Below are 23,576 nucleotides of genomic sequence, written 5' to 3' on the forward strand. Positions count from 1 at the left end.
TTAGATGCTTTTAATAAGGGGGATGTAAGACATGAAAACTATAATTGAGAATCGTCTTGTTCGTGCGGAAGTACCTAACGAACTAAAATGGGATTTGTCTGATTTGTATAAGTCTGATGATGAGTGGCATACCGCATTAAACGTATTAGAAAATAATATACAGAAACTTGATGCATTTAAAGGACGGTTACATACTAACTCCACAACTTTATTAAATTGTCTACTTTTAGAAGAAGAGCTTTTAATGAAGTTAACAAAACTGTACTCATATGCAAATTTAAAAGAATCTACTGATCGTACAAATCCAATCATTCAAGCGAACTCTTCCAAAATTTCTGCTTTATGGACGAAAGTACATACTGCACTATCCTTTATTCATAATGAAATCCTCTCATTCGACGAAGAAACAATTGAAAAATATTTAACTGAAGAAACAAAACTCGAACCTTTCCGTAAGTCGTTACTAGAAATACTCCAAAAAAGGCAGCACACTCTCTCTCCTGAAACAGAAGAAGCACTTGCTGCACTTGGCGAAGTTCATAGTTCTCCATACAAAATTTACGGCATGACTAAATTGGCAGATATGGATTTCACTTCTATACAAGACGAACAAGGAAACGAACTCCCTGTTTCTTTCGCATTATTTGAAAGCAAATATGAATTTTCTCCAAGCGCATACATACGTAGAAAAGCATACTCATCATTTGTTTCCACTTTGAAACGCTATAAAAATACAGTTGCGACTACATATGCTACCGAAGTAAAAAAACAAGTAACACTTTCTCGTTTACGTAAATATGAATCCGTTACCCATATGCTATTAGAACCACAAAAGGTTCCACTTGAAACGTATAACAACCAACTTGATATTATTTATAAAGAATTAGCACCTCATATGCGCCGTTTTGCAGATTTAAAAAAGAAAGTATTAGGACTCGATCAAATGCTTTTCTGTGACTTACATGCACCTTTAGATCCCGAATTTAATCCGGCGATTACTTATGAAGAAGCAGGCACGCTCATTCAAGATTCTTTAAAAGTATTAGGCGATGAATATAGTTCCATAATCGAAAAAGGATTCAAAGAAAGATGGGTAGATCTTGCAGATAACGTAGGCAAATCAACAGGGGCATTTTGCTCAAGTCCATACGGCTCTCATCCCTATATTTTAATTACATGGCAAAATACGATGCGTGGATGCTTCACTTTAGCACATGAATTTGGACATGCTGGTCATTTCTATTTAGCAAATAAAAATCAACGTATCATGAACGTACGCCCATCTATGTACTTTGTTGAAGCACCATCAACTATGAATGAATTACTATTAGCTCAGCATTTACTAGCGACTACCGACGATAAGAGAATGCGCAGATGGGTCATTCTACAACTACTCGGCACATATTATCACAACTTTGTTACTCATTTACTTGAGGGTGAATATCAACGTAGAGTATATGCTCTAGCAGAAGAAGGACAGGCCCTTACAGCTACAACTTTAACTGAAATTAAAACAAATGTCCTTTCGACATTCTGGGGAGATTCTGTGGAAATCGATGAAGGTGCGGGCTTAACTTGGATGCGTCAGCCTCATTATTATATGGGGCTATATTCTTACACATATTCCGCAGGCCTCACTGCATCTACTGCAGTAGCTCAAATGATTAAAGAAGAAGGACAACCTGCTATTGATCGCTGGTTAGATGTGCTTCGCGCTGGTGGTACAATGAAACCACTTGAACTAATGAAACATGCCGGAATAGATATGTCAAAACCAGATGCAATCCGTAAAGCTGTTTCTTACGTTGGTTCATTAATTGATGAATTAGAGCATTCTTATCAAGAATAAAAAAATAAGCCCTCGCTTTATGAGGGCTTATTTTATATTTACTTCCCAAACCTTTTGCGGTATCCACATTTCCTACAAAGTTCTTCAACCGCAACTCTTTTTGAAAATCCATCGACAATGTTTGTTGCTCTTTCACCTTCTATAATGTTAGAAAATGAATCATTATTAATATTTCCAAGGTTAATAATCCCTTCACCATCTAAACAACAAGGAATAACCGTCCCATTGGCTAAAATCCCTGCCTGATTACGAAGTCCATGACAGAATCCTTTCCCATCGTCCTCTTCTTCATGTAATGCTGGCCACTGGAATTCATAGTCTTGATTAATAAAGACACGTTCTGCAATTTTTATACCTTTTCCTGGTGTAAGCTTCTCTTCAATCTGATAAGATAGATCAAATTCATTTTCAATTATGGATAATAACTCTCTATTTTTCTGGATTTCAGCATTTGTTTTATTATCCTGAGTTAAATTCCATAACCTTAACGATACAATTAAATCTGATTGACTTGTCGCTTCCCTAATGAAGGAAAGTATACTCCTTACATAGCCTTCTTTATCTTGCGAACCTGGGTGCCCATCAAAACTATGCAGTGAAAAATTCATTTGTCTTAACGCGGGCTTATTTAACAGTCTATGCCTTCTCTTATTAATTAACGTTCCATTCGTTGTAATATTAACTTTAAACCCTTTTTCATGACTTAAGTCTAATAGTTGATCTATTTTCGGATGGAGCAACGGCTCCCCCTTCACGTGCAAATAAATGTAGTCTGTGTGAGGTTTAATTTGGTCTAATCTTTTAGCAAAATCCTCTACAGAAATGAATTGCTTCTGCCTTTCCGTCGGTGGACAAAAGCTACACGCAAGATTACATACACTCGTAATCTCCAAGTAAAACTTCTTAAACTTCTTCACCTTTAATTCCTCACTTCTCTAACTACTTATACTTTTTCCTCTTCATATTACAGCATATTTTTATGGAAATAGAAACATACTTATTTTAGGAAATCTACATACCATCTAATAATATTTAAAAGACCATCGGTAATTTTTGTCCAATGGTCTTTTTATCCTTTTTATATGCAAAGAATAAATTTATTTATGATACAGTTCATCATAACTATTCTAAATAAGCTTATTTTTTATTATTTTCATAATTAAATTTAACAAAAAAGGTAGTGCCTTCCGATCCTGTTTGAATTTCTATTTTTGCATTATGGCGGGCAGCAATGGCATAACATACACCTAACCCCAATCCAGTTCCATTATGTTTGGTCGTGTAAAATGGCGTACCCAGTTTCTCTAATACTTCAGGCCTGATACCTTTTCCTTGATCCTGCACTGCAAGCACCACACAATTTTGACCTTCCTTGTAGGTGCTAATCGTTAGAACTTTCCCTGTACTCATCGCTTCTAAGCCATTACGATATAGATTCATTAATAATTGCCGTATCTCATTACGATTTAAAAGTAATTTCGGAATGTCATTTGTATCGAATTGAATATATTTATTTTGATTATACGTATCAATCTTTATTAAAGGAATAATATCGCGGATAAGTGAATTTAAATCTAACATCTGCAAATCCAATTTCCCTGTATTACCCATTGAGAGAAATTCAGTAATAATAGAATTGGCACGGTTAAGTTCTTCAATCATTAAATGAAAGTACTTATTATGTTTCTCATAGGTATTCTCTTCTTTTAATAACTGCAAAAATCCTAGTACCGTTGTCATTGGATTTCTAATTTCATGGCTGATACCTGCTGCCATTTGCCCTATTAAATCAATGTTAGATAATCTTTTCAATTCCTGTTCATATTTCTTTTTTTCCGTTATGTTTTTAAAAATACAACAAATACCATCATCATACGGGTATGCAATAACTTCGTGCCAATATTCATCTGCAGTAGAAAGAAATTCGAAATGAACTGTAGTTCGTTCTGACATCGCACGATGAAATTCCTTATACATAACTGTGTCGATATCACTCGGGAAAACATCCCATATATTCTTTCCTAATACATCTTTTGCTGTTTTTCTTTGTGGAAAATATTGGTGCTTATTTACGTACGTAAATTCCCATTTATTATTTAAAGTAAAGAATCCATCCGTAATACATTCAATCACACTTGTAACTTTTTCATTAGCAGCAGCTAGCTCTCCCGTTCGCTCTTCCACTATACTTTCTAGTTTATCCATATATAACAAATTTGAAAACGTAGGGGCTGTGGCATCAACGATAGATTTTGCTAGTTGAATTTGAGAATTATCGTAATTGTGAGCTTTTCCTTCTTTCCCAACGACGATTACCCCTAATACTTCTCCCATTGAAATCAATGGGATCATCAATAAATCCTTACTATCTATATTTTTTGTTTGAATAACTTCTTGGATCTTGACTTCATAGCTTTTCTCTGTCCAATCAGCTTCTGTCCAATCACAGCCCTTACTTAATTTCGTTGTTTTAATCGTTGTTTTGTCTAGCGGATCTAGAAGATGGGCAGTCATATTTTTACTCTCTAAAATCTGTTCTAAGTAAAAAAAGCATTTATCAAAACTCTCCTGTATCGAGGAACACATTGATAAATCACGGGTAACATTTAGTAACAGCTGCTTCTCAACAATAAGGTTTTCCTTTTGTGTTAAATTATTTGCGTTTTGAATTGCGACCGCGGCCATATTTACATAAGCTTCAACACTTTGAATTTCTGAATCTGTTAAGTTCATCGGAATCCCATAATCAAATAAAAAAACCAGACCAAATAACTCTTGCCTAAATGAGATAGGCAGAGCTAATAAGGACTTAATTTTAAACGCATCAACTGGTCTCGGATCTGGTCGATGATCCTTTGAGGTATCAGGAATATAGATGGTTTTTTTCGTTTCAATAACTTCTTTTGCCAGTAAATCTACTTCAGGATCAATTACCTGAGTATCGAGCGTTACGCCATTTATGGTCTCTGGTTTTCCTGCAAATCCTCTAAATGTTCCATCTTCCTGGGGTAAATAAATTCCAACAGCATCGCACCTAACAATCTCCTCTGATATCGCCATTGTCACACGCTGTAATACTTCACGTAGTTCTAATTTTGTATTTATTATTTTTGTTATATTCGCGAGCCTAGAATATCTCGTCTGATCACTTACCATTCACATAGCCTCCAGTTATAGGCATAATAAAATAAATATGATAATATCAGCGTCTTACCTTTGTTTTACATAGAATACCTTACTTATGGTAAGGTTCACCGCGATTAATCCGAAACGCTCTATACACTTGCTCAAGCAACACTAATCGCATTAATTGGTGTGGTAACGTCATCTTTGAAAAAGAAAGTGATTCGTTTGAACGCTTCATCACTTCTGAACTTAGTCCGAGTGATCCACCAATTACAAATGCGACTTTACTCTTTCCGTATGTAGCAAGGCGATCTAGACTTACCGCAAATTCTTCTGATGACTTTTGCTTTCCTTCTATAGCTAATGCAATCACATGCGTGTCATCAGAAATTTTATCCAGTATACGTATACCTTCTTTTTCCTTTACAATTAACATTTCTGCTTCACTTAAATTTTCTGGCGCCTTTTCATCTGGCAATTCAATTACTTCTACTTTTGCGTATGCTGATAATCGTTTTAAGTATTCTGCTATACCTTGTTTCAAATATTTTTCTTTTAATTTCCCAATTGAAATAATCGAGATATTCACACGTATCCTCCACCTTACAAACATGTTATCCACAAAACTTATCCACATATCCACAAACACTACCCACATATTGTGTGAGAATCTGTGTTCGATACAACATATGTCGCCTCATTTTGACAAAATTCACATGTTTTTTTCTCTTTTTCTGAGTTATCCACACTGTTGATAACCGGCGCAACTTCACACTCATCCACAATAATATCTAACGCTAATTCAACATGTTCTAAACAACAAGGTAAATTCATTTTCTTCACCTCACTTTTCTACAATAGAAAACAGGAGGTAGGCCCTCCTGTTTTTAATACTTTTGAATGCCTAATTTCACTGTTGTTGTTACTCTTTTTGTACCACGATAAAACGTAAGAGTCATTTTATCATTAATTTCCTTATCATATAAGGCCGTGCGGAATCCAATAATATCGCGAATCGGTTTTCCATCTACTGCCACAATAACATCATGTTCTCTTAAACCAGCATCCGCGCCTGGCGAAGGACTTTTCACATCCAAAATACAAACTCCTTCTGTTACAGTACCTGGTAAATGTAATGTTTTTGACCAATAATAGTTTGGAATTTCATTTAATGACCTAAGTTCAATCCCAACATACGGTCTTCTTACTTTTCCATACTTCTCAAGTTCATTCATAATCGGAACAGCCCTAGTCACCGGAATAGCAAGTCCGATTCCTTCTACTTCTTTTGCAGCAATTTTCATTGAATTAATACCAATTAATTGTCCTGCTGCATTTACAAGCGCACCGCCACTATTCCCTGGGTTAATCGCCGCATCTGTTTGTAACACTTCTACTTGCCAATCATAATGTCCATCTTGATCTAAATCTACAGGGACAATACGTTCATTAGCTGAAATAATACCTTGCGTAACAGTTCCAGAGAATTGCAGTCCAAGTGGATTTCCAATCGCAATAACTGGCTCTCCTCTACGAACAGTATTAGAATCGCCAATTTCAATTATTTTTTTCACATGCTTTGCATCTATTTCTAATACAGCTAAATCTGTGACTACATCGGTTCCTAATACTTTTCCAGGAACCTTCTTACCGTCACTTAGACTTACTTCAATACGATTCGCTCCAGCTACAACATGATTATTCGTTACAATATAAGCTTGACCATCTGTCTTTTTATAAATTACTCCTGATCCTGTACCAGCCTCTGAATCTGCCTCTGAAAAGTTATCTCGTTGAATGTTAATAACACCCACAACAGCTTCAGATGCACGATCAACAGCATCTACAAAGCTAATCTGTTTAATTCCTTGAGCTTCGGCCATATTACTTCCGCTTGCTTCAGCTTGCGGAAGCGTATCAGCAGAATTTGAAAATAAAGGAGCTCCAAACGCAAATAAAGAAGCTCCTACAATTGTTCCCGCTATACTAGAAAGAACTATACCTTTATGCTTCTTTTTTCCTGCACGTTTCATACGATAATTTTCTTCATCAATAAAGGACATATTTGTTCACCCATCTTCCTGAAAACAACTATATTCACCTTTATTGTTTACTAAAATGAAGAATTATACGTATTGAATTTTTGTAGGCATTTTTGGATCTGTATCGTGAATTTCAAAGGATTCACCCACTCCAAATCCTTTTTCCTCTAGTACTTGTGATACTGACATACGCGCTAGTTCTTTCATGTTATTATCTAAGCTTAAATGGGCTAAATAAATATGCTTTGTCTCATCTGTAATTACATCTGCCATCGCTAATGCAGCATCCTCATTACAAACATGCCCAACGTCGCTTAAAATACGTCGTTTAATGCTCCATGGGTAACGTCCCATACGAAGCATTTCCACATCATGATTACTTTCAAACACGAAAGCATTAGCTCCCTTAATAACGCCCTTCATACGGTCGCTTACGTATCCCGTATCTGTAATAAGCGCTAATTTCCTATTATTGTTATGGAAAGCATAAAACATCGGTTCTGCCGCATCATGAGAAACTCCAAATGATTCGACTTCAATATCACCAAATGTTTTCACATCCCCAACTGAGAAAATGAATTTTTGCTCAGTTGGGATATTTCCTATTAAATGTTCCATTGCATTCCATGTTTTCTCATTCGCATAAACGGGTAAATCATATTTTCGCGCCAATACACCTAACCCTTTAATATGATCACTATGCTCATGTGTTACAAGAATACCTGATACATCATTTATATTCAGTTCTGCTTGTTTAAATAAAGCCTCTGTCGCTTTACCACTTAAACCTGCATCGACTAGTAATTTTTTTTCATCGGTTCCTACGTATAGCATATTTCCTGTACTTCCACTTGCAAGTACGCTAAAATGCAACCCCATTATTTCTCACTCCAGTATGTTCATCAACCACTTGATTTTCCTTTTCCCCTAATTCCATAACTTGTCCTTCAATTGCATTCACAAAGAAGTCCTGCTTTTGCTCCGTTTTTAAATTCCATGTTGGAGCAAGTACTTGGTTATTAGAAGTAGATGCGGTAAGAGTGGCATAACCAATTTGCGCTTCTTTAACATGTGTATTTCCATGAATTTTATTTTTTAAATACAAATTTTCTAAAGCTGTTTGAGCCGTAATAATTTCTTGCTCTTTCGTTTTTTCACCTTCGCCCATTTCTTTTAAATCAGTTAGCATTGTCTGCGTATATGAAACAAGTTCATTTTTTTCATTTAATTCCACAACAATCATCGCCTGATTATTATAGAAAATAGGCTTATCTTTATATTTTTGGAAGAAATAAATTTTAGAGTCTTTCACCGCTCCAAATTCATACTTTTGTCCATCCAATACATAGTTCTTCAAAAATTCATTATACTTATCTTTTGATAGTGATTTCGTATTTAAAAAAGGCTCTTTTAGCTTACTTTCTATCGTGTACATATTTTGTATATGCGCCGTTTGATTTTTCAAAGACTGTATATCATCTTCTTTAAAGGCTTTATTTTCCGCTCTAATAAATGACTCTTTCTTCGGTTCCTTAGGGATATTCCCTATAGTAATTTTATTTGCTTTTAATTCTTGATCTATCTTTGTTTCTGCAATAAGCTCCAATTGATTACTATCTTGCTTTTGAATGAATTGAAAAATGAGAAAGAGGTCCAAAACAAAAAAGGTCACAATAAATATGGTTTTAATTCGATCCCAATCCATTTAGTCCTCCCTCACTCCACTCATAGATTTGCTGTTTACCCGTTTCACCTTCAACAAGCTTTACATACCAAATTGGTTGTAGTCGAACTACTTGCCCATCTAGTGATAACTTGTATCCAATACCAATATCCTTAATTACTTGTTTCTTTATCTCTGGATTATTTTCTAGGGATGCTATTACAACATGCCCTGACGGAAGAGTAACTTTCTGTTCTATGCCTTTAGTATTTAAAGACAGCAACGGTCTTTCATATTCCATTACTTCTTCTGATCCCCATTTTTGTCTCAATTCAGCTAATCCATCTGTATTGAATACGGAATATCCATCTTCATGTAAGCGAAATACTGTCTCTCCTTTATTCATATAGTCCAAACGATATGAATCCAAACTTCCACTGTGACCACTTACAAATTCAAAGCTTTTTTGTAACAGCATTAAATTATCTATCGTTTTCTCAGTTAAGACAGAAGAGTTTTTATACTTTAGCATGTGACGATCGTTTTCAATTTCCATGGATCTAATACCATCTGTAAATGTTTCTTTCGATATCTCAGTAATCGGACTTAAATAACGAGGATCACTAAACAGAGCATTCTTAAACGTATCAACTGCTAAATTAGATGAAATATATGTTATATTGTTTAACTCTGTCGTGCCATCTGGTAAAAATAACTTTTTCATATCATTGATTTGATAATCAAAATAGGGCTTTGCTGATACTATAAATTGATTTTGAGCATTTACAATATCTTTTAAATACACACCACTTAATTTTGCCTCATATATTTTAAAGTTATCACCATCAGAAACAAAGTTAATTTTAATTTCTTGATCCTTACTCCTAGAAGGATCAAGGAGAATACGATTAAAATGTTTAGGCTTATCTGTACTTTTCTCTTTCATGTTAAACATAGATTTAACTGCATCAAATGGGATATCAGTAGGGAAAACAAGTTCAATTTTCCCTTCACCATGCACATAGGATAGGAAATCATCCTTAGTGATTGATATCTCTCTAAACTCATGTAGTTCCCCTACTTCCAAAGGCTTATAGATTGATTCTATATCTGCCTCTCTTCTGCTCCCATAATGATTTTTATCTTTATGCACGATGATAGAAGTAGGACGGACAACATCGGAAATTTTAGTTTGATTCGTTCCTTCATTGCCCTGTACAAATTTTGCGTTTTGCATGGATGTAGAATCTGGCACATACGTCCATAGGTTAAAAGTAAGAAACAGGCTAATTACAACTAGGTTAATTAAAACTATTGTTTTAAAGTTTTCCATACTCATTCCCAATCGTCCTCTTCATCTGCTGCCATTGGTAACGTGAAATAAATAGTTGTCCCTTTTCCTTCTTCACTCTTCGCCCAAATAGAGCCACCATGTGCCTCGATCATTTCTTTTGCAATTGCTAATCCAAGTCCCGTACCACCCATTTGTCTTGAACGAGCTTTATCTACGCGATAAAAACGTTCAAAGATTTTATCAACGTTTTCTTTTGGAATACCCATTCCTTGGTCACTTACGCTAATTTCTAATAAATCACCGCGATCACGTAAGCGATATGTTACTGTTCCACCTTCTGGTGAATACTTTAATGCGTTAGAAATAATGTTATACAGCACTTGAGTAATTTTGTCAGTATCCATATCAATAAACCTAGACTTCTTAGAGAAAGATCGTTTGAAACTTACATTTTGTTCTTTAGACATTTCAAAGCGATCAATAATATTATTAAAGAAATCAGTAAAGTCGACCCATTCTTTCATTAAACGGTGCTCTGTACTATCAAGTTTAGATAGCTGTAACAACGCATTTACAAGTCTAATCATTCTTTCTGTTTCTTCTTGTGTAACCGTTAAAAATTGTGGTGCAATATTCGGATCCTGCCATGCTCCATCTGTAAGTGCCTCTAAATAACTGCGCATTGTCGTTAATGGCGTCCTTAATTCATGAGAGACATTCGCCACAAACTCACGGCGTTCCCTTTCTATACGCTCCTGCTCTGTTACATCATATAATACGGCAATTAAACCATTTGCCTTCCCTGTTTCTTTTTGAATAACAGAGAAACTAGCACGTAAAATATATGGTTCATTTCTCGTACTAAAATCTAATAAAACAGAATCTGGCTCTTCATATAAATGATCGAGCGTAAATTCTTCCTGTATCCCTAATACCTCTAAAACAGATTGATCGAGCGCTGTTTCACGAGAAACATTTAACATTTTTTCCGCAGGGTCATTTAGTAAAATAATATCCCCTTTTCGGTCAGTAGCAATTACTCCATCTGTCATATGAGATAAAACAGATGATAGTTTACGCCTTTCACTTTCTGTAGAAGAACGAGCTTGTTGTAATTTTTTTGATAAATTATTGAAGGATAATGCCAGTTGTCCAATTTCATCATGGCTATGCACCTTTACTTTTCTCGAATAATTTCCTTTTGCCATTTCGATTGCTTGTCTCCGCATATCTGAAATTGGTCTTGTAATTGTTTGAGCCAATAAAATCCCAAGTACGGCCGTTACTAATAAGGCAATTACTGTTCCCGTAGCAAAAATTTGATTTATATCCTTCATTTGTTTATATACATCTTCCATAGATGCAACGATGTATATAACACCAAGCGCATCCTTGCCATTATCATCTAGAATCGGGGTAAGCATAACTTGAACACGATGGCCTGTACTACCATCCTTCTCAATTTTCACTTCTGGCTTTTTTTGCACCAACACTCGCTGAACAGCTATATCAGTTGATGTTCTATTCACCTTATTCTGCTTTGATTCATCTGAAATAGCCAGTAACTTTCTATGCGAATCAAATACACTTACCTCTTGTATAACTTTTTTTTGATCAGAGGCAAACTTTCGAATAGAAGTTTTAATCGTTTCATCTGTTGACTCTGTTTCTGCTTTTGTATAACTTTTTTTAAATTCTTGTTTCAAGTTATATGATAATAAGTTTGTTTGCTGCGTTAAAGAATCCCTAAAACCTTGTACTAGGCTCTTCTCTAATTCCCTTACAAAATATACCCCAATAACTTGCATCGCTATTAATATTAATAGCATATATATAAGCACAAATTTTAAATGAATAGATTGAAAAAAACCAACTTTCTTCATATACTATTCCTGCTCTGGGTCACGCAAGTAATACCCTACTCCACGTCTAGTTACAATTAAAGTAGGATGGCTTGGATTATCTTCAATTTTTTCACGCAAACGACGTACTGTTACGTCTACTGTGCGCACATCTCCAAAATAGTCATAACCCCAAACTGTTTGTAATAAATGTTCGCGTGTCATAACTTGTCCTAAGTGTTTCGCTAAATAATGTAGCAACTCAAATTCACGATGTGTAAGCTCGATATTTTCCTCGCGCTTCGTTACACTATATGCATTTGGATTAATAACAATTGGTCCAATAACCATTTCTGTATTTTCTTCTTTTTCTGCAGCACCACCTTGTTGGTGACGGCGTAAATTCGCCTTCACACGAGCAAGTAATTCTCTCGTGCTAAATGGCTTCGTTACATAATCATCTGCCCCAAGCTCAAGCCCTAATACTTTATCAATCTCAGAGTCCTTTGCTGTAAGCATAATAATCGGCATTTCTGAACTTTTACGTATTTCACGACAAACCTCTAAGCCATCTTTACCTGGTAGCATAATATCTAATAAAACCATATCTGGTTGTTCTTCATTAGCTTTTTCAATTGCTTCATCACCATCATGCGCCATTACTATTTCAAAACCTTCTTTTTCTAGGTTAAACTTCAAAATATCTGCAATCGGCTTTTCATCATCAACTACTAAAATTTTCTTTCCCATCATCGTCTATTTCCTCCTTATAAAAATATGGTCAATAATCCCTAAACATATTGATGTTTACATAGTATGTCCTATATGACCGCATCCTTTGTTTAAGTATTTTCTCCTCTATTCTCATAGACTCATGTATGATCCACTTTTACACGGAATCCTATACGATCTATAGAAAAACCTCTAGCTTCAACTGCTAGAGGCTCCTCGTTCTATTTTAAAATAACTACTCAGTTTTGTAAAATTACATAAATAAAAAGGATATTAAGTGGGCCCACTTAATATCCTGAGAGTGGCTCGGGACGGAATCGAACCGCCGACACGAGGATTTTCAGTCCTCTGCTCTACCGACTGAGCTACCGAGCCAAAACTATATATAAAACCACTAATGGTGGTATAAACAAAAGTGGCGGTCCCGACCGGGGTCGAACCGGCGATCTCCTGCGTGACAGGCAGGCATGTTAACCACTACACCACGGGACCAAAAATAAGCATAAAAAAAACATGACCCGTACGGGATTCGAACCCGTGTTACCGCCGTGAAAGGGCGGTGTCTTAACCACTTGACCAACGGGCCACGAAAAATAAAATGGTGAGCCATGAAGGATTCGAACCTTCGACCCTCTGATTAAAAGTCAGATGCTCTACCAACTGAGCTAATGGCTCATACTCACCAACGTCATATTTTCGTGACGACAAGATGTATCATAACATGTATTCTGTATTCTTCGCAATACTTTTTTTCATTTTTTTATAAAAGATAAGAAAAAACTCATGCGGACATGAGTTTTTTCTTAAAATATCAATTAAGCTTCGTATACATTACGAACAATATTCGTTTGGTTACGATCTGGTCCAACTGAGAACATAGATAATTGAATTCCTGTTAACTCAGAAACACGTTCTACGTATTTTCGTGCATTTTCAGGAAGCTCGTCTAATGATTTTACACCAGTAATATCTTCTGTCCAACCTGGAAGCTCTTCATATACAGGCTCACATTTCGCTAAAATGTTTAAGTTTGCTGGAACTTCATCGATAACTTCGCCATTGTATTTGTAAGCAACACAAATTTTAAGAGTTGGAATATCTGTTAAAACGTCGATAGAATTTAATGATAGATCCGTTAAACCACTAACACGACGCGCATGTCTTACAACAACGCTATCGAACCAACCTACGCGGCGCGGACGACCAGTTGTTGTTCCGTACTCACGACCAACTTCACGAATTTGATGACCAATTTCATCATTAAGTTCAGTAGGGAATGGACCGTCACCAACACGGCTTGTATATGCTTTACATACACCTACAACGCGAGTAACTTTCGCAGGACCAACTCCAGTTCCAACTGTTACACCACCCGCAATCGGGTTAGAAGATGTAACGAATGGGTACGTACCGTGGTCAATATCAAGCATAACACCTTGTGCACCTTCAAATAATACACGGTGATTGTTATCTAGTGCATCATTTAATACAACAGATGTGTCGCATACATATTGTGCGATTTGTTGTCCATATTCGAAGTACTCCTCAAAGATTTCTTCTACACTGAAACCTTCTGTATCGTACATTTTTTCAAACAAACGATTTTTCTCTACTAAATTGCGCTCAAGCTTCTCTTTAAATGCTTCACGATCTAAAAGATCAGCCATACGGATACCAATACGAGCAGCTTTATCCATATATGCAGGACCGATACCTTTTTTCGTTGTACCGATTTTGTTATCACCTTTACTAGCCTCTTCTAACTCATCTTGTTTTAAGTGATAAGGTAAAATAACGTGTGCACGGTTACTTACACGTAAATTATCAGTACTTACACCACGGTCGTGTAAGTATTTTAACTCTTCAAGTAATGCTTTCGGATCTACTACTAAGCCATTTCCGATTACACAAATTTTCTCTTTATAGAAAATACCAGATGGAATTAAGTGTAACTTATATTTAACTCCGCCGAAAACAATTGTATGTCCCGCGTTATTTCCACCTTGATATCTTGCAACTACTTCCGCATGCTCAGAAAGAAAATCAGTGATTTTACCTTTTCCTTCGTCGCCCCATTGTGTTCCTACAACTACTACTGAAGACATTATTAAAGCACCTCCGCAATTTTCAAACGATCTATTCAAACAATATAATTGTACCAAAACCGAAAAAGAAGTCAACCAAAAAGCGAACATTTTTTTATTAAAAATCATTTTCGTTCGTAAGAATTATATTTTCACCTTATGAAAGCCTTATCTTTACCCCATAAAAAAAGAAACACATCTTATTATAAGAAATGTGTTTCTTTTTTATACTGCCTTTATGCCCCATCCTCAAAGCGTCGTTCTAAGTTAACGAACTTATTGAACTCTTTGACGAATGCAAGTTCCACTGAACCTACTGGACCGTTACGTTGCTTTGCAATGATAATTTCAATCGTATTTTTATTTTCCGTTTCACGGTCATAGTAATCTTCACGATATAGGAAAGCTACAATATCAGCATCCTGCTCAATACTTCCAGATTCACGAATATCAGACATCATCGGGCGTTTATCCTGACGAGATTCTACACCACGAGATAACTGTGATAAGGCAATAACAGGCACTTGCAATTCACGTGCAATCCCTTTTAAAGTACGAGAAATCTCAGATACTTCCTGCTGACGGTTCTCACCTGATTTCCCACTTCCTTGAATAAGCTGTAAGTAGTCAATTAAAACCATTCCAAGACCTTGTTCTTGCTTTAGTCTACGACATTTTGCTCGAATCTCATTTACCTTAATTCCCGGTGTATCATCAATATATATACCGGCATTTGAAAGACTCCCCATCGCCATTGTTAATTTCGCCCAATCATCAGAAGTTAGTGACCCGGTACGAAGTCTTTGCGCATCGATATTTCCTTCTGCACAAAGCATACGCATAACAAGCTGATCGGAGCCCATCTCCAAACTAAAAATCGCTACATTTTCATCCGTTTTCGTCGCTACGTTTTGTGCGATGTTTAATGAAAATGCAGTTTTCCCTACTGACGGACGTGCTGCTACGATGATTAAATCATTTCGCTGGAAACCTGCCGTCATCTTATCTAATTCAGTAAATCCAGTTGGTATCCCAGTAACTTCACCTTTTTGATTATGCAAAAGTTCAATTTTATCATAAGCATCCACAAGAACATCTTTAATATTTTGAAATGCTTTTGCATTCGTTTGATGGGATACTTCTAATATTTTTTTCTCGGCCTCATTTAAAAGGCCGTCCACGTCATCTTCTCTCTCGTATCCATCCGACACTATATGAGTCGCTGTTCGAATTAAACGGCGTAAAAGTGCCTTTTCAGCAATGATACGTGCATAATATTCAACGTTAGCAGCTGTTGGAACAACTTCTGCTAACTCTGCTAGATAAGACACTCCACCAACTTCTTCTAGTAATCCTTGATCAGCCATCGCTGATGTCATTATTACTAAGTCGATCGGTTCTCCTTTATCAGATAATCCAAGCATGACCTCAAAAATCTTTTGATGTTTCGTTCGATAGAATGAATCAGGTACCAATAACTCCGATGCTGACGTTAACGCATCTTGATCAATTAATATGGCACCTAAAACCGCCTGCTCGGCCTCTATATTATGCGGAGGGGTACGATCAGCAAGTACATCACTCATACGCAATCCTCCTTGCTTAATTTATTTTTATTGTTCACTAACATGAACTTTTACTGTCGCTGTTACTTGCGGATGCAATTTCACTGTTACATTTGTGTAGCCTAATGCACGAATTGCATCATCCATTTCAAATTTACGTTTATCAAGTTTAATTTTATGTGATTTTTGCATCGCATCTACGATTTGTTTGCTCGTAATAGAACCGAATAAACGGCCACCTTCTCCAGATTTCGCCTTTAATTCTACAGTTAATTTCTCTAAAGTCTCTTTTAACTCTTTTGCATTTTCAAGCTCTGCTGCTGCATCTTTTTCTTCTTTACGCTTTTGAGCTTCTAAAGTTTTCATACTGCTATTTGTTGCTTCAGCAGCTAATCCTTGTTTTAGTAAGAAGTTATTTGCATAGCCATCCGGTACGTTTTTTATTTCTCCTTTTTTACCTTTACCTTTTACGTCTTTTAGAAAAATTACTTTCATGATTGTGTGCCTCCCTGTAAATAGTCATCAATAACAAATCGAAGCTTCTCCTCAGCTTCATCTACTGTAACATTTTTCATTTGTGTGGCTGCATTAGTCAAATGCCCGCCACCGCCTAAGTTTTCCATAATTAGCTGCACATTCACTTCACCTAAAGACCTGCTGCTAATTCCAATGAGATTCTCACCACGTTTCGCAACAACAAATGATGCAATAATCCCTGTCATCGTTAATAACGTGTCTGCCGATTGCGCAATAAGCACTTGATCGTAGTAATCATCACTATCAACTTTAGCAATCGCAATTCCATTTTTATAAATGTACGCATTTTTTATAGCTTTTGCAACCCGTAAATACTGATCCATATCTTCCTTTAAAAGTTCTTGTACAAGCACAGTATCTGCACCATGTGAGCGTAAATAAGAAGCAGCATCAAATGTACGAGCCCCTGTCCGGAATGTGAAACTTTTCGTGTCGACAATAATACCTGCTAACAATGCCGTCGCTTCTAGCATTGTCATCTTTAAATTTTTAGGTTGATACTCAAGTAATTCTGTAACCAATTCTGCCGTTGAAGAAGCATATGGTTCCATATAAACTAGCAATGGGTCTTCAATAAAATCTTCCCCACGACGATGATGATCAATAACTACTACATTTTCAATTTTATGTAACAGTTTTTGCTCCATCACCATAGAAGGTTTATGCGTATCAACAACAACAAGTAACGACTCATCATTTGCAAATTCCATCGCTTGCTCTGGAGTAATAAAATGAGACCATAACTCCTCATTTTGTTTCACTTTGTCCATCAAGCGTTTAATTCCCTTATCAGAATCATTTTCATCTAATACAATATATCCTTTACGCTCGTTTAATTGAGCCACTTTTAAAATACCAATCGCAGCACCAATTGCGTCCATATCAGGAGCCCTATGTCCCATGACAATGACATTACTACTTTCTAATACTAAATCCTTTAACGCATGCGAAATGACCCTAGCACGTACACGGGTACGCTTTTCAACCGGATTTGTCTTACCTCCATAGAACTTAACTTTACCTGTCGCTTGTTTAATAGCTACTTGGTCTCCCCCGCGCCCAAGCGCAAGGTCTAAACCAGATTGAGCCATTGCCCCAAGCTCTGACAAAGGTAAATCACCTGATCCGACACCTACACTTAATGTAAGTGGTATATTCCTTTTAGATGTTTCTTCACGCACCTGATCTAAAATACTAAATTTCCCTTTCTCCATCTGCGTCAGAATACTTTCATTTAGCACAACGAAGAATCTTTCTGAAGATGCACGTTTTAAATACGCACCATACTTAAGTGCCCATTCATTTAGTCGCGATGTCACAAGACTTGTTATATTCGTACGTAATTGATCATCTAATCCTTGTGTAACTTCATCATAATTATCCAAATAAATTACAGCTAAAACAGTGCGTTGATCCTCATACATCTTTTCGATTTCCGTTTGTTCCGTTACATCAAAGAAATAAATTAACTTTTCTTCTTTCCTTACAAAAACACGAAACTTTCGATTATTTAAAGAGACTATATCATCAGAAGTTTCTCCTTTAATGAAAAGAAGTAATGTTTCTGATACATCGTAAAGGTGCCATCCAGCTAACGCATGCTGTCCCAGGCATGAAGATAAATAAGGATTTGCCCAATCAATCCCGTAATCCTTATTGTATAACAAAATACCAATCGGCATTTGGTTAAATGCTTCATTACTGACTTTCTTTACCCTCGTAATCATATCTGTCGTATGCTTTTCGAAATTCCTTTGAAAATTAAGTTCAAATCGTATAACGATAAAGAACACGATACAAAAAATGATAAAAGCAGCTATCCCCATAATTAAATGAAAATAACAGAGAATTGAAATGAGCACAAACACAAAAAATGCCAATACATAAACAGGATATAAAAACCACTGTTTCTTATCAAATTCAGGCATGTATACAACTCCTATAAAGTAAAACTAACTCACCTTCCAGTTAGTTAAACAGATTAAAATAGTATAAGGAATATTATTTTATTCCCCTATTTTAGAACGCAACGAAATCCCTAAGTCAATTATACCTAAGATTGTCACAAGAGGAAACAGCATCGGAATAAACATGCATACAATAAAACTAATAATAGGAACCCCTTTTGTAAAACCTTTTCTATACGCTAAAAAGGAAATGAATGTCAGCCCTTGCAGTACAAGCAATAGTGCAAATATGACATATAGGTTAGAAAATACCATATGTAAATATGATGTTGGATCTACTTTTATAAAAGTTGCTAACAAAATAAATATAACGTAATACCAAACAATACTCTTTGGTAATTGTAGATCTTTAAATTTAGGCCAAGGTATAATGTCGTGTTTTAACTTTTTCAAAACACTACCTGATATTATCACTGTAATCCAAGAAAAACATACTGAAACTAGAACAAGTATACTCGGAAATAACAATTGTAATATATCATTCATTTGTGTAAGTAACTCTTTTTGTTCCTTACTAATCGGCATACCTATAGCACTTACTATCTTTTCACTTTGCACCATACTTTCACTAAACATACTTTGCATCTGCTTCATTATATCTATGTTGAAAAACTTTATACTCGCAACATAAATAAGTACAAAACCAATTAAGTATGCAAGCGTCCCTGCTATTAAGATTTCCACTGACTTTTTTCTTGTTTTATACGTATACCCTAAAACAATCCCTATCAATCCAAACATAATTGTCTTCACTAAATTCATAGGTTGACTCACAATAACAGTAACAAAAAGTGCCACTACAAAAATCACAAGCACATTAGATAGTTTATATCTTATCGTTAATAGTATAAATGGTAACGGCAACGCAAAAGTTACAACAGTACCTAAAATTGGAACATACATAGATATAAGCAATAAAATTGCATATATAGCTAATAACGCTGCGCCTTCTGTAATAAACTTTGTTTGTTTCACATTTTAACCTCTCTTTCAAAAAAGAAAAGCATAGCAAAATGCACAGTAGAGTCCGACTCTACTGTGCATTTCATACGCTATTATTCACCAACATATGGTAAAAGTGCCATTTGACGAGCACGTTTAATTGCAACTGTAAGTTTGCGTTGGTATTTTGCGCTTGTCCCTGTTACACGACGAGGTAAAATTTTACCACGCTCAGAAACGAAACGTTTTAATAAATCAACATCTTTATAGTCAATGCGAGTGATGCCGTTAGCTGTGAAGAAACACACCTTACGACGTTTCGCACGTCCACCTTTGCGTCCTGCCATGTCTATTTCCCTCCATTCTTTGTTAAAACTAACAAATTTACTGTATTAGAACGGTAAATCGTCGTCGGAAATGTCGATCGGTTGACCTACATTTGAAAATGGATCGTCATTCTTCGTAAATCCAGAGTTCCCTTGATTACCTTGGTTACCTGAATTACTAGATTGACCAAATGGGTTAGAGCCTTGGTTACCGAAACCAGCTCCTGATGGTTGCTGATTGAATGAACCACGTTGCTCCCCACCGCCATTACGCGGCTCTAAAAATTGTACGCTTTCCGCAAGAACTTCTGTTACATATACACGTTTACCGTCTTGTCCATCGTAATTACGAGTTTGAAGACGTCCATCTACGCCTGCTAAGCTTCCTTTTTTCAAATAATTTGCTACGTTTTCTGCTTGTTTACGCCATATTACACAATTAATAAAGTCAGCTTCACGCTCACCTTGTTGATTCGCAAATGCGCGATTCACAGCTAACGTAAAAGTAGCTACTGCAACACCATTGGGCGTGTAACGTAAGTCAGGGTCCTTAGTTAAACGACCAACGAGGATAACACGATTCATCAATCGAACCACTCTCCCTTATATATCAATTATTTTTCTTCTTCTTTAACAACGATATGACGAAGGATGTCTTCGTTGATCTTAGCTAAACGGTCGAATTCGTTAATCGCTTCTGCGTTAGAGTTCACGTTTAAGATCATGTAGAAACCTTCACGTAAGTCGTTGATTTCGTAAGCTAAACGACGCTTACCCCACTCTTTCGTGTTAATGATTTCTGCACCATTGTTTGTTAAAACACCTGCAAAACGTTCAACTAAAGCTTTTTGAGCTTCTTCTTCAACGCCAGGACGAATGATGTACATAATTTCGTACTTTCTCATTACACTTTCACCTCCTTTTGGTCTAAACGGCCCATAATGGGCAAGGAGCAATTAATTTATAGTAATTACTCACGAGTTTAGATTATATCATAGTAAGTTATATGAATCAACTCACCAATACATAAAAAACTTGGCAAACATATAATATATTCGCCAAGCTCATATCTTTATTTTTCCTAGGAAATATTAGATTAAACGTTAAAACGGAAGTGCATAACATCTCCGTCTTTTACGATATACTCTTTTCCTTCTAAACGTACTTTTCCAGCTTCTTTTGCAGCTGTCATAGAACCGTTTGTCATTAAGTCATCGTAAGAAACTGTTTCTGCACGAATAAATCCACGCTCAAAGTCTGTATGAATAACACCAGCACATTGTGGTGCCTTCATACCTTGTTTAAATGTCCAAGCACGTACTTCTTGAACGCCAGCTGTAAAGTAAGTAGCAAGTCCTAATAAGTCATATGCTGCACGAATTAATTGATCTAAACCAGACTCTTCAATACCTAGTTCTTCAAGGAATACTTTTTTCTCTTCCTCGTCTAATTCAGCGATTTCTGATTCGATTTTTGCACATACAACGATTACTTGAGAATTTTCATTTTCTGCAAATTCTTTTACCATTTGTACGTATTTATTTTCCGAAGGATCGATAACATCGTCTTCACTTACGTTCGCTACGTATAACATTTCTTTTGTTGTAAGTAAATGAAGGCCTTTAACAATCTTCATCTGCTCTTCTGTAAATTCAACAGTACGAGCCGGTTTCCCCTCTTCAAAAGCCTCTTTTAAACGAACTAAAATTTCATGCTCATATACAGCTTCTTTATCTTTTTGTCTTGCTAATTTCGCAACACGCTCGATACGCTTATCAACAGACTCTAAGTCCGCTAAAATTAGCTCTAAGTTGATTGTTTCGATATCATCAATTGGATCTACTTTCCCTGAAACGTGCGTAATATTTTCGTCTTCAAAACAACGAACAACTTGGCAAATTGCATCTACTTGACGAATGTGAGATAAGAATTTATTTCCTAAACCTTCACCTTTACTAGCACCTTTTACGATACCTGCAATATCAGTAAACTCAAATACAGTCGGAACAGTCTTTTTCGGTTCTACTAATTCCGTTAATTTATTTAAACGCTCATCTGGTACTTCTACAATCCCTACGTTTGGATCAATTGTACAGAATGGATAGTTTGCAGATTCTGCTCCTGCTTGTGTAATTGCATTAAATAAAGTGGACTTACCTACGTTAGGTAATCCAACAATCCCAGCCGTTAATCCCATATTTTTCACTCCTATGTCTCAATCTTTCATCATTATAGATAGTAACGAAAAAAATGACAAGTTTCCGCCAAACGAAAAAAAGTAACAGTTACCTACTGTAACTGTTACTCTCCCTCTATTCTTCGTGCTTCACAAGTATTTTTTTCACCTTACGATCAAACTCTCTTCGAGTAATCATTACTGAATGGTCACATCCCTCGCACTTAATGCGGATATCCATTCCCATACGAATAATTTTCCAACGATTCTCGCCACATGGATGTGCTTTCTTCATTTCCACAACATCGTACAAGTTATATTCCTTTTGCTCCACTCTTCAAACTCCTCTCCATACTAAATTGCTTTTCCACTAACCAATTCTTCACGATTGTATAAAACCATACGTGGATATGGAATTTCAATTCCATGTAAATCAAGACGATTTTTAATCTCTTTACGAAGTGCCCTTGCAATAACTGCATGTTGCATCGGCTCTACTTCAGCGATAACGCGTAATATAACTTCTGATGCAGCTAACGTTTGCACACCTAATAATTGAGGTGTTGTTACCATTTTTTCATACTTTGAAGGTAACTCTACTAATAAATCTTCAATAACCTGTTCTGCTTTCGCAATATCAGCCTCATATGAAATAGATACATCAACAAACGCTACACTATTACTAACTGAGTAGTTAGTAACTTGAATAATACTTCCATTTGGTAAAGTATGAATTTCACCTGTCCAACTCTTTACTTTCGTTGTACGAAGTCCAATTTCTAAAACGACTCCTTCAAATTGACCGATTTTAACATAATCGCCAACTGAAAACTGATCTTCTAGCAAAATAAATAAACCTGTAATAACGTCTTTCACTAAACTTTGAGCACCAAATCCGACTGCTAAACCAATTACCCCGGCACCCGCTAATAAACCTGATGCATTAATATCAAACACACCTAAAATCGCAATTAGCATAATGAACATAACAACATACGCTACAATATTTTCAAGTAATTTCGCCACTGTAACTGTACGACGTTCTGAAATTTGAATTGGAGAACGACTCCCCATACGAAACGCATTTCGTACAACCGCTCTTGCAATTCGCACAACAACTGCACCAATTATTAAAATAATACATATTTTTAATGTCGCAACTCCAATATGAGCCCAACGATCAGCATCTAATAAATACTGTTTCGTAGAATTAAACCACTTCGTTAATAAATCCATGTACCTCTACCTCTCTAGCTAAAATTTCTTTTTAGTTATCCTTATTATTGTATCAGAAGTCCTCTAATTGCTGAAAAAATTTTATGATTTTAATCCTATTTTATCCCCGCCATTCAGGTATAAAATGGAACGAATATATATATACTAGTACTATTATTTCCGTTTTCATTCACATTTTGCAAAAATTACGCACTTA

At 36.0% G+C, this 23,576-nt stretch carries 22 protein-coding genes and 4 tRNA genes; 1 reads left to right on the plus strand and 25 read right to left on the minus strand.

Translation table 11 applies throughout. The features are described 5' to 3' along the window. Positions 1-31 precede the first annotated feature (31 nt). Positions 32-1,849: an oligoendopeptidase F gene (gene pepF, locus BUA87_RS15325; RefSeq protein WP_072940189.1), complete on the plus strand. Its 1,818-nt coding sequence runs from the start codon at positions 32-34 to the stop codon at positions 1,847-1,849. Positions 1,850-1,887: 38 nt separating this feature from the next. Here pepF and BUA87_RS15330 read toward each other — a convergent pair whose 3' ends face one another. The 25 genes from BUA87_RS15330 to BUA87_RS15450 all read right to left on the minus strand — a co-directional run bounded on the left by BUA87_RS15330 (position 1,888) and on the right by BUA87_RS15450 (position 23,380). Further along, entirely contained in the window at positions 1,888-2,766 is an 879-nt protein-coding gene (locus tag BUA87_RS15330; RefSeq protein WP_000713633.1) for a radical SAM/SPASM domain-containing protein, read from the minus strand. 220 nt (positions 2,767-2,986) lie between these two features. Beyond that, positions 2,987-5,005, minus strand: coding sequence for a GAF domain-containing sensor histidine kinase (locus BUA87_RS15335; protein ID WP_072940192.1), 2,019 nt, complete (start codon positions 5,003-5,005; stop codon positions 2,987-2,989). A 79-nt stretch (positions 5,006-5,084) separates the two neighbouring features. After that, positions 5,085-5,564, minus strand: coding sequence for a 23S rRNA (pseudouridine(1915)-N(3))-methyltransferase RlmH (rlmH, locus tag BUA87_RS15340; RefSeq protein WP_001027003.1), 480 nt, complete (start codon positions 5,562-5,564; stop codon positions 5,085-5,087). 59 nt (positions 5,565-5,623) lie between these two features. Then, entirely contained in the window at positions 5,624-5,809 is a 186-nt protein-coding gene (locus BUA87_RS15345) for a CxxH/CxxC protein (protein ID WP_001052833.1), read from the minus strand. A gap of 53 nt (positions 5,810-5,862) precedes the next feature. Further along, positions 5,863-7,038 (minus strand): S1C family serine protease, encoded by a 1,176-nt coding sequence (locus BUA87_RS15350; protein ID WP_000008031.1) that lies wholly within the window; start codon positions 7,036-7,038, stop codon positions 5,863-5,865. A gap of 63 nt (positions 7,039-7,101) precedes the next feature. Continuing rightward, entirely contained in the window at positions 7,102-7,896 is a 795-nt protein-coding gene (locus BUA87_RS15355) for an MBL fold metallo-hydrolase (RefSeq protein WP_000522837.1), read from the minus strand. Further along, entirely contained in the window at positions 7,880-8,722 is an 843-nt protein-coding gene (locus tag BUA87_RS15360; protein WP_000383720.1) for a two-component system regulatory protein YycI, read from the minus strand. Before BUA87_RS15360 ends, BUA87_RS15355 begins: the two co-directional genes overlap by 17 nt. Continuing rightward, the gene (gene yycH / locus BUA87_RS15365) at positions 8,703-10,019 is read right to left on the minus strand and encodes a YycH family regulatory protein (RefSeq protein WP_000061568.1); all 1,317 of its coding nucleotides are present in this window, start codon (positions 10,017-10,019) and stop codon (positions 8,703-8,705) included. The genes BUA87_RS15360 and yycH overlap by 20 nt, the downstream gene beginning before the upstream one ends. Beyond that, on the minus strand, positions 10,016-11,857 hold the full coding sequence (gene walK, locus BUA87_RS15370) for a cell wall metabolism sensor histidine kinase WalK (protein WP_000755367.1): 1,842 nt from the start codon (positions 11,855-11,857) through the stop codon (positions 10,016-10,018). Before walK ends, yycH begins: the two co-directional genes overlap by 4 nt. 3 nt (positions 11,858-11,860) lie before the next feature. Beyond that, on the minus strand, positions 11,861-12,568 hold the full coding sequence (gene walR, locus BUA87_RS15375) for a cell wall metabolism DNA-binding response regulator WalR (RefSeq protein ID WP_000971865.1): 708 nt from the start codon (positions 12,566-12,568) through the stop codon (positions 11,861-11,863). Positions 12,569-12,849: 281 nt separating this feature from the next. After that, positions 12,850-12,922 (minus strand) — tRNA-Phe (locus BUA87_RS15380). 41 nt (positions 12,923-12,963) lie between these two features. Beyond that, a tRNA-Asp gene (locus tag BUA87_RS15385) sits at positions 12,964-13,039 on the minus strand. A 22-nt stretch (positions 13,040-13,061) separates the two neighbouring features. Beyond that, positions 13,062-13,133, minus strand: a tRNA-Glu gene (locus BUA87_RS15390). A 13-nt stretch (positions 13,134-13,146) separates the two neighbouring features. Then, positions 13,147-13,222 (minus strand) — tRNA-Lys (locus tag BUA87_RS15395). A gap of 140 nt (positions 13,223-13,362) precedes the next feature. Beyond that, positions 13,363-14,652, minus strand: a complete 1,290-nt coding sequence (locus BUA87_RS15400; protein WP_000100230.1) for an adenylosuccinate synthase — start codon at positions 14,650-14,652, stop codon at positions 13,363-13,365. Positions 14,653-14,867: 215 nt separating this feature from the next. Beyond that, positions 14,868-16,217 (minus strand): replicative DNA helicase, encoded by a 1,350-nt coding sequence (gene dnaB, locus BUA87_RS15405; RefSeq protein ID WP_001286147.1) that lies wholly within the window; start codon positions 16,215-16,217, stop codon positions 14,868-14,870. 27 nt (positions 16,218-16,244) lie between these two features. Further along, complete coding sequence (rplI, locus tag BUA87_RS15410; protein ID WP_000864223.1) at positions 16,245-16,691, minus strand: 50S ribosomal protein L9; 447 nt, start codon at positions 16,689-16,691, stop codon at positions 16,245-16,247. Continuing rightward, positions 16,688-18,661, minus strand: a complete 1,974-nt coding sequence (locus tag BUA87_RS15415) for a DHH family phosphoesterase (RefSeq protein WP_001113780.1) — start codon at positions 18,659-18,661, stop codon at positions 16,688-16,690. The genes rplI and BUA87_RS15415 overlap by 4 nt, the downstream gene beginning before the upstream one ends. A gap of 78 nt (positions 18,662-18,739) precedes the next feature. Beyond that, entirely contained in the window at positions 18,740-19,675 is a 936-nt protein-coding gene (locus BUA87_RS15420; RefSeq protein WP_071713785.1) for a YybS family protein, read from the minus strand. An 80-nt stretch (positions 19,676-19,755) separates the two neighbouring features. After that, positions 19,756-19,989, minus strand: coding sequence for a 30S ribosomal protein S18 (gene rpsR / locus BUA87_RS15425; RefSeq protein ID WP_000918873.1), 234 nt, complete (start codon positions 19,987-19,989; stop codon positions 19,756-19,758). A gap of 45 nt (positions 19,990-20,034) precedes the next feature. Beyond that, positions 20,035-20,556, minus strand: coding sequence for a single-stranded DNA-binding protein (gene ssb, locus BUA87_RS15430; RefSeq protein WP_002094213.1), 522 nt, complete (start codon positions 20,554-20,556; stop codon positions 20,035-20,037). A gap of 26 nt (positions 20,557-20,582) precedes the next feature. Continuing rightward, positions 20,583-20,873, minus strand: a complete 291-nt coding sequence (gene rpsF, locus BUA87_RS15435) for a 30S ribosomal protein S6 (RefSeq protein ID WP_001233781.1) — start codon at positions 20,871-20,873, stop codon at positions 20,583-20,585. Positions 20,874-21,064: 191 nt separating this feature from the next. Next, on the minus strand, positions 21,065-22,165 hold the full coding sequence (ychF, locus tag BUA87_RS15440; protein WP_000524670.1) for a redox-regulated ATPase YchF: 1,101 nt from the start codon (positions 22,163-22,165) through the stop codon (positions 21,065-21,067). 115 nt (positions 22,166-22,280) lie between these two features. Next, complete coding sequence (locus BUA87_RS15445; RefSeq protein ID WP_000435486.1) at positions 22,281-22,478, minus strand: DUF951 domain-containing protein; 198 nt, start codon at positions 22,476-22,478, stop codon at positions 22,281-22,283. Between the two features lie 20 nt (positions 22,479-22,498). Then, positions 22,499-23,380, minus strand: a complete 882-nt coding sequence (locus tag BUA87_RS15450; protein ID WP_000365111.1) for a mechanosensitive ion channel family protein — start codon at positions 23,378-23,380, stop codon at positions 22,499-22,501. Between the last annotated feature and the right edge of the window lie 196 nt (positions 23,381-23,576).

The organism is Bacillus sp. bc15 (assembly GCF_900142585.1).
Taxonomy (GTDB): Bacteria; Bacillota; Bacilli; order Bacillales; family Bacillaceae_G; genus Bacillus_A; species Bacillus_A cereus.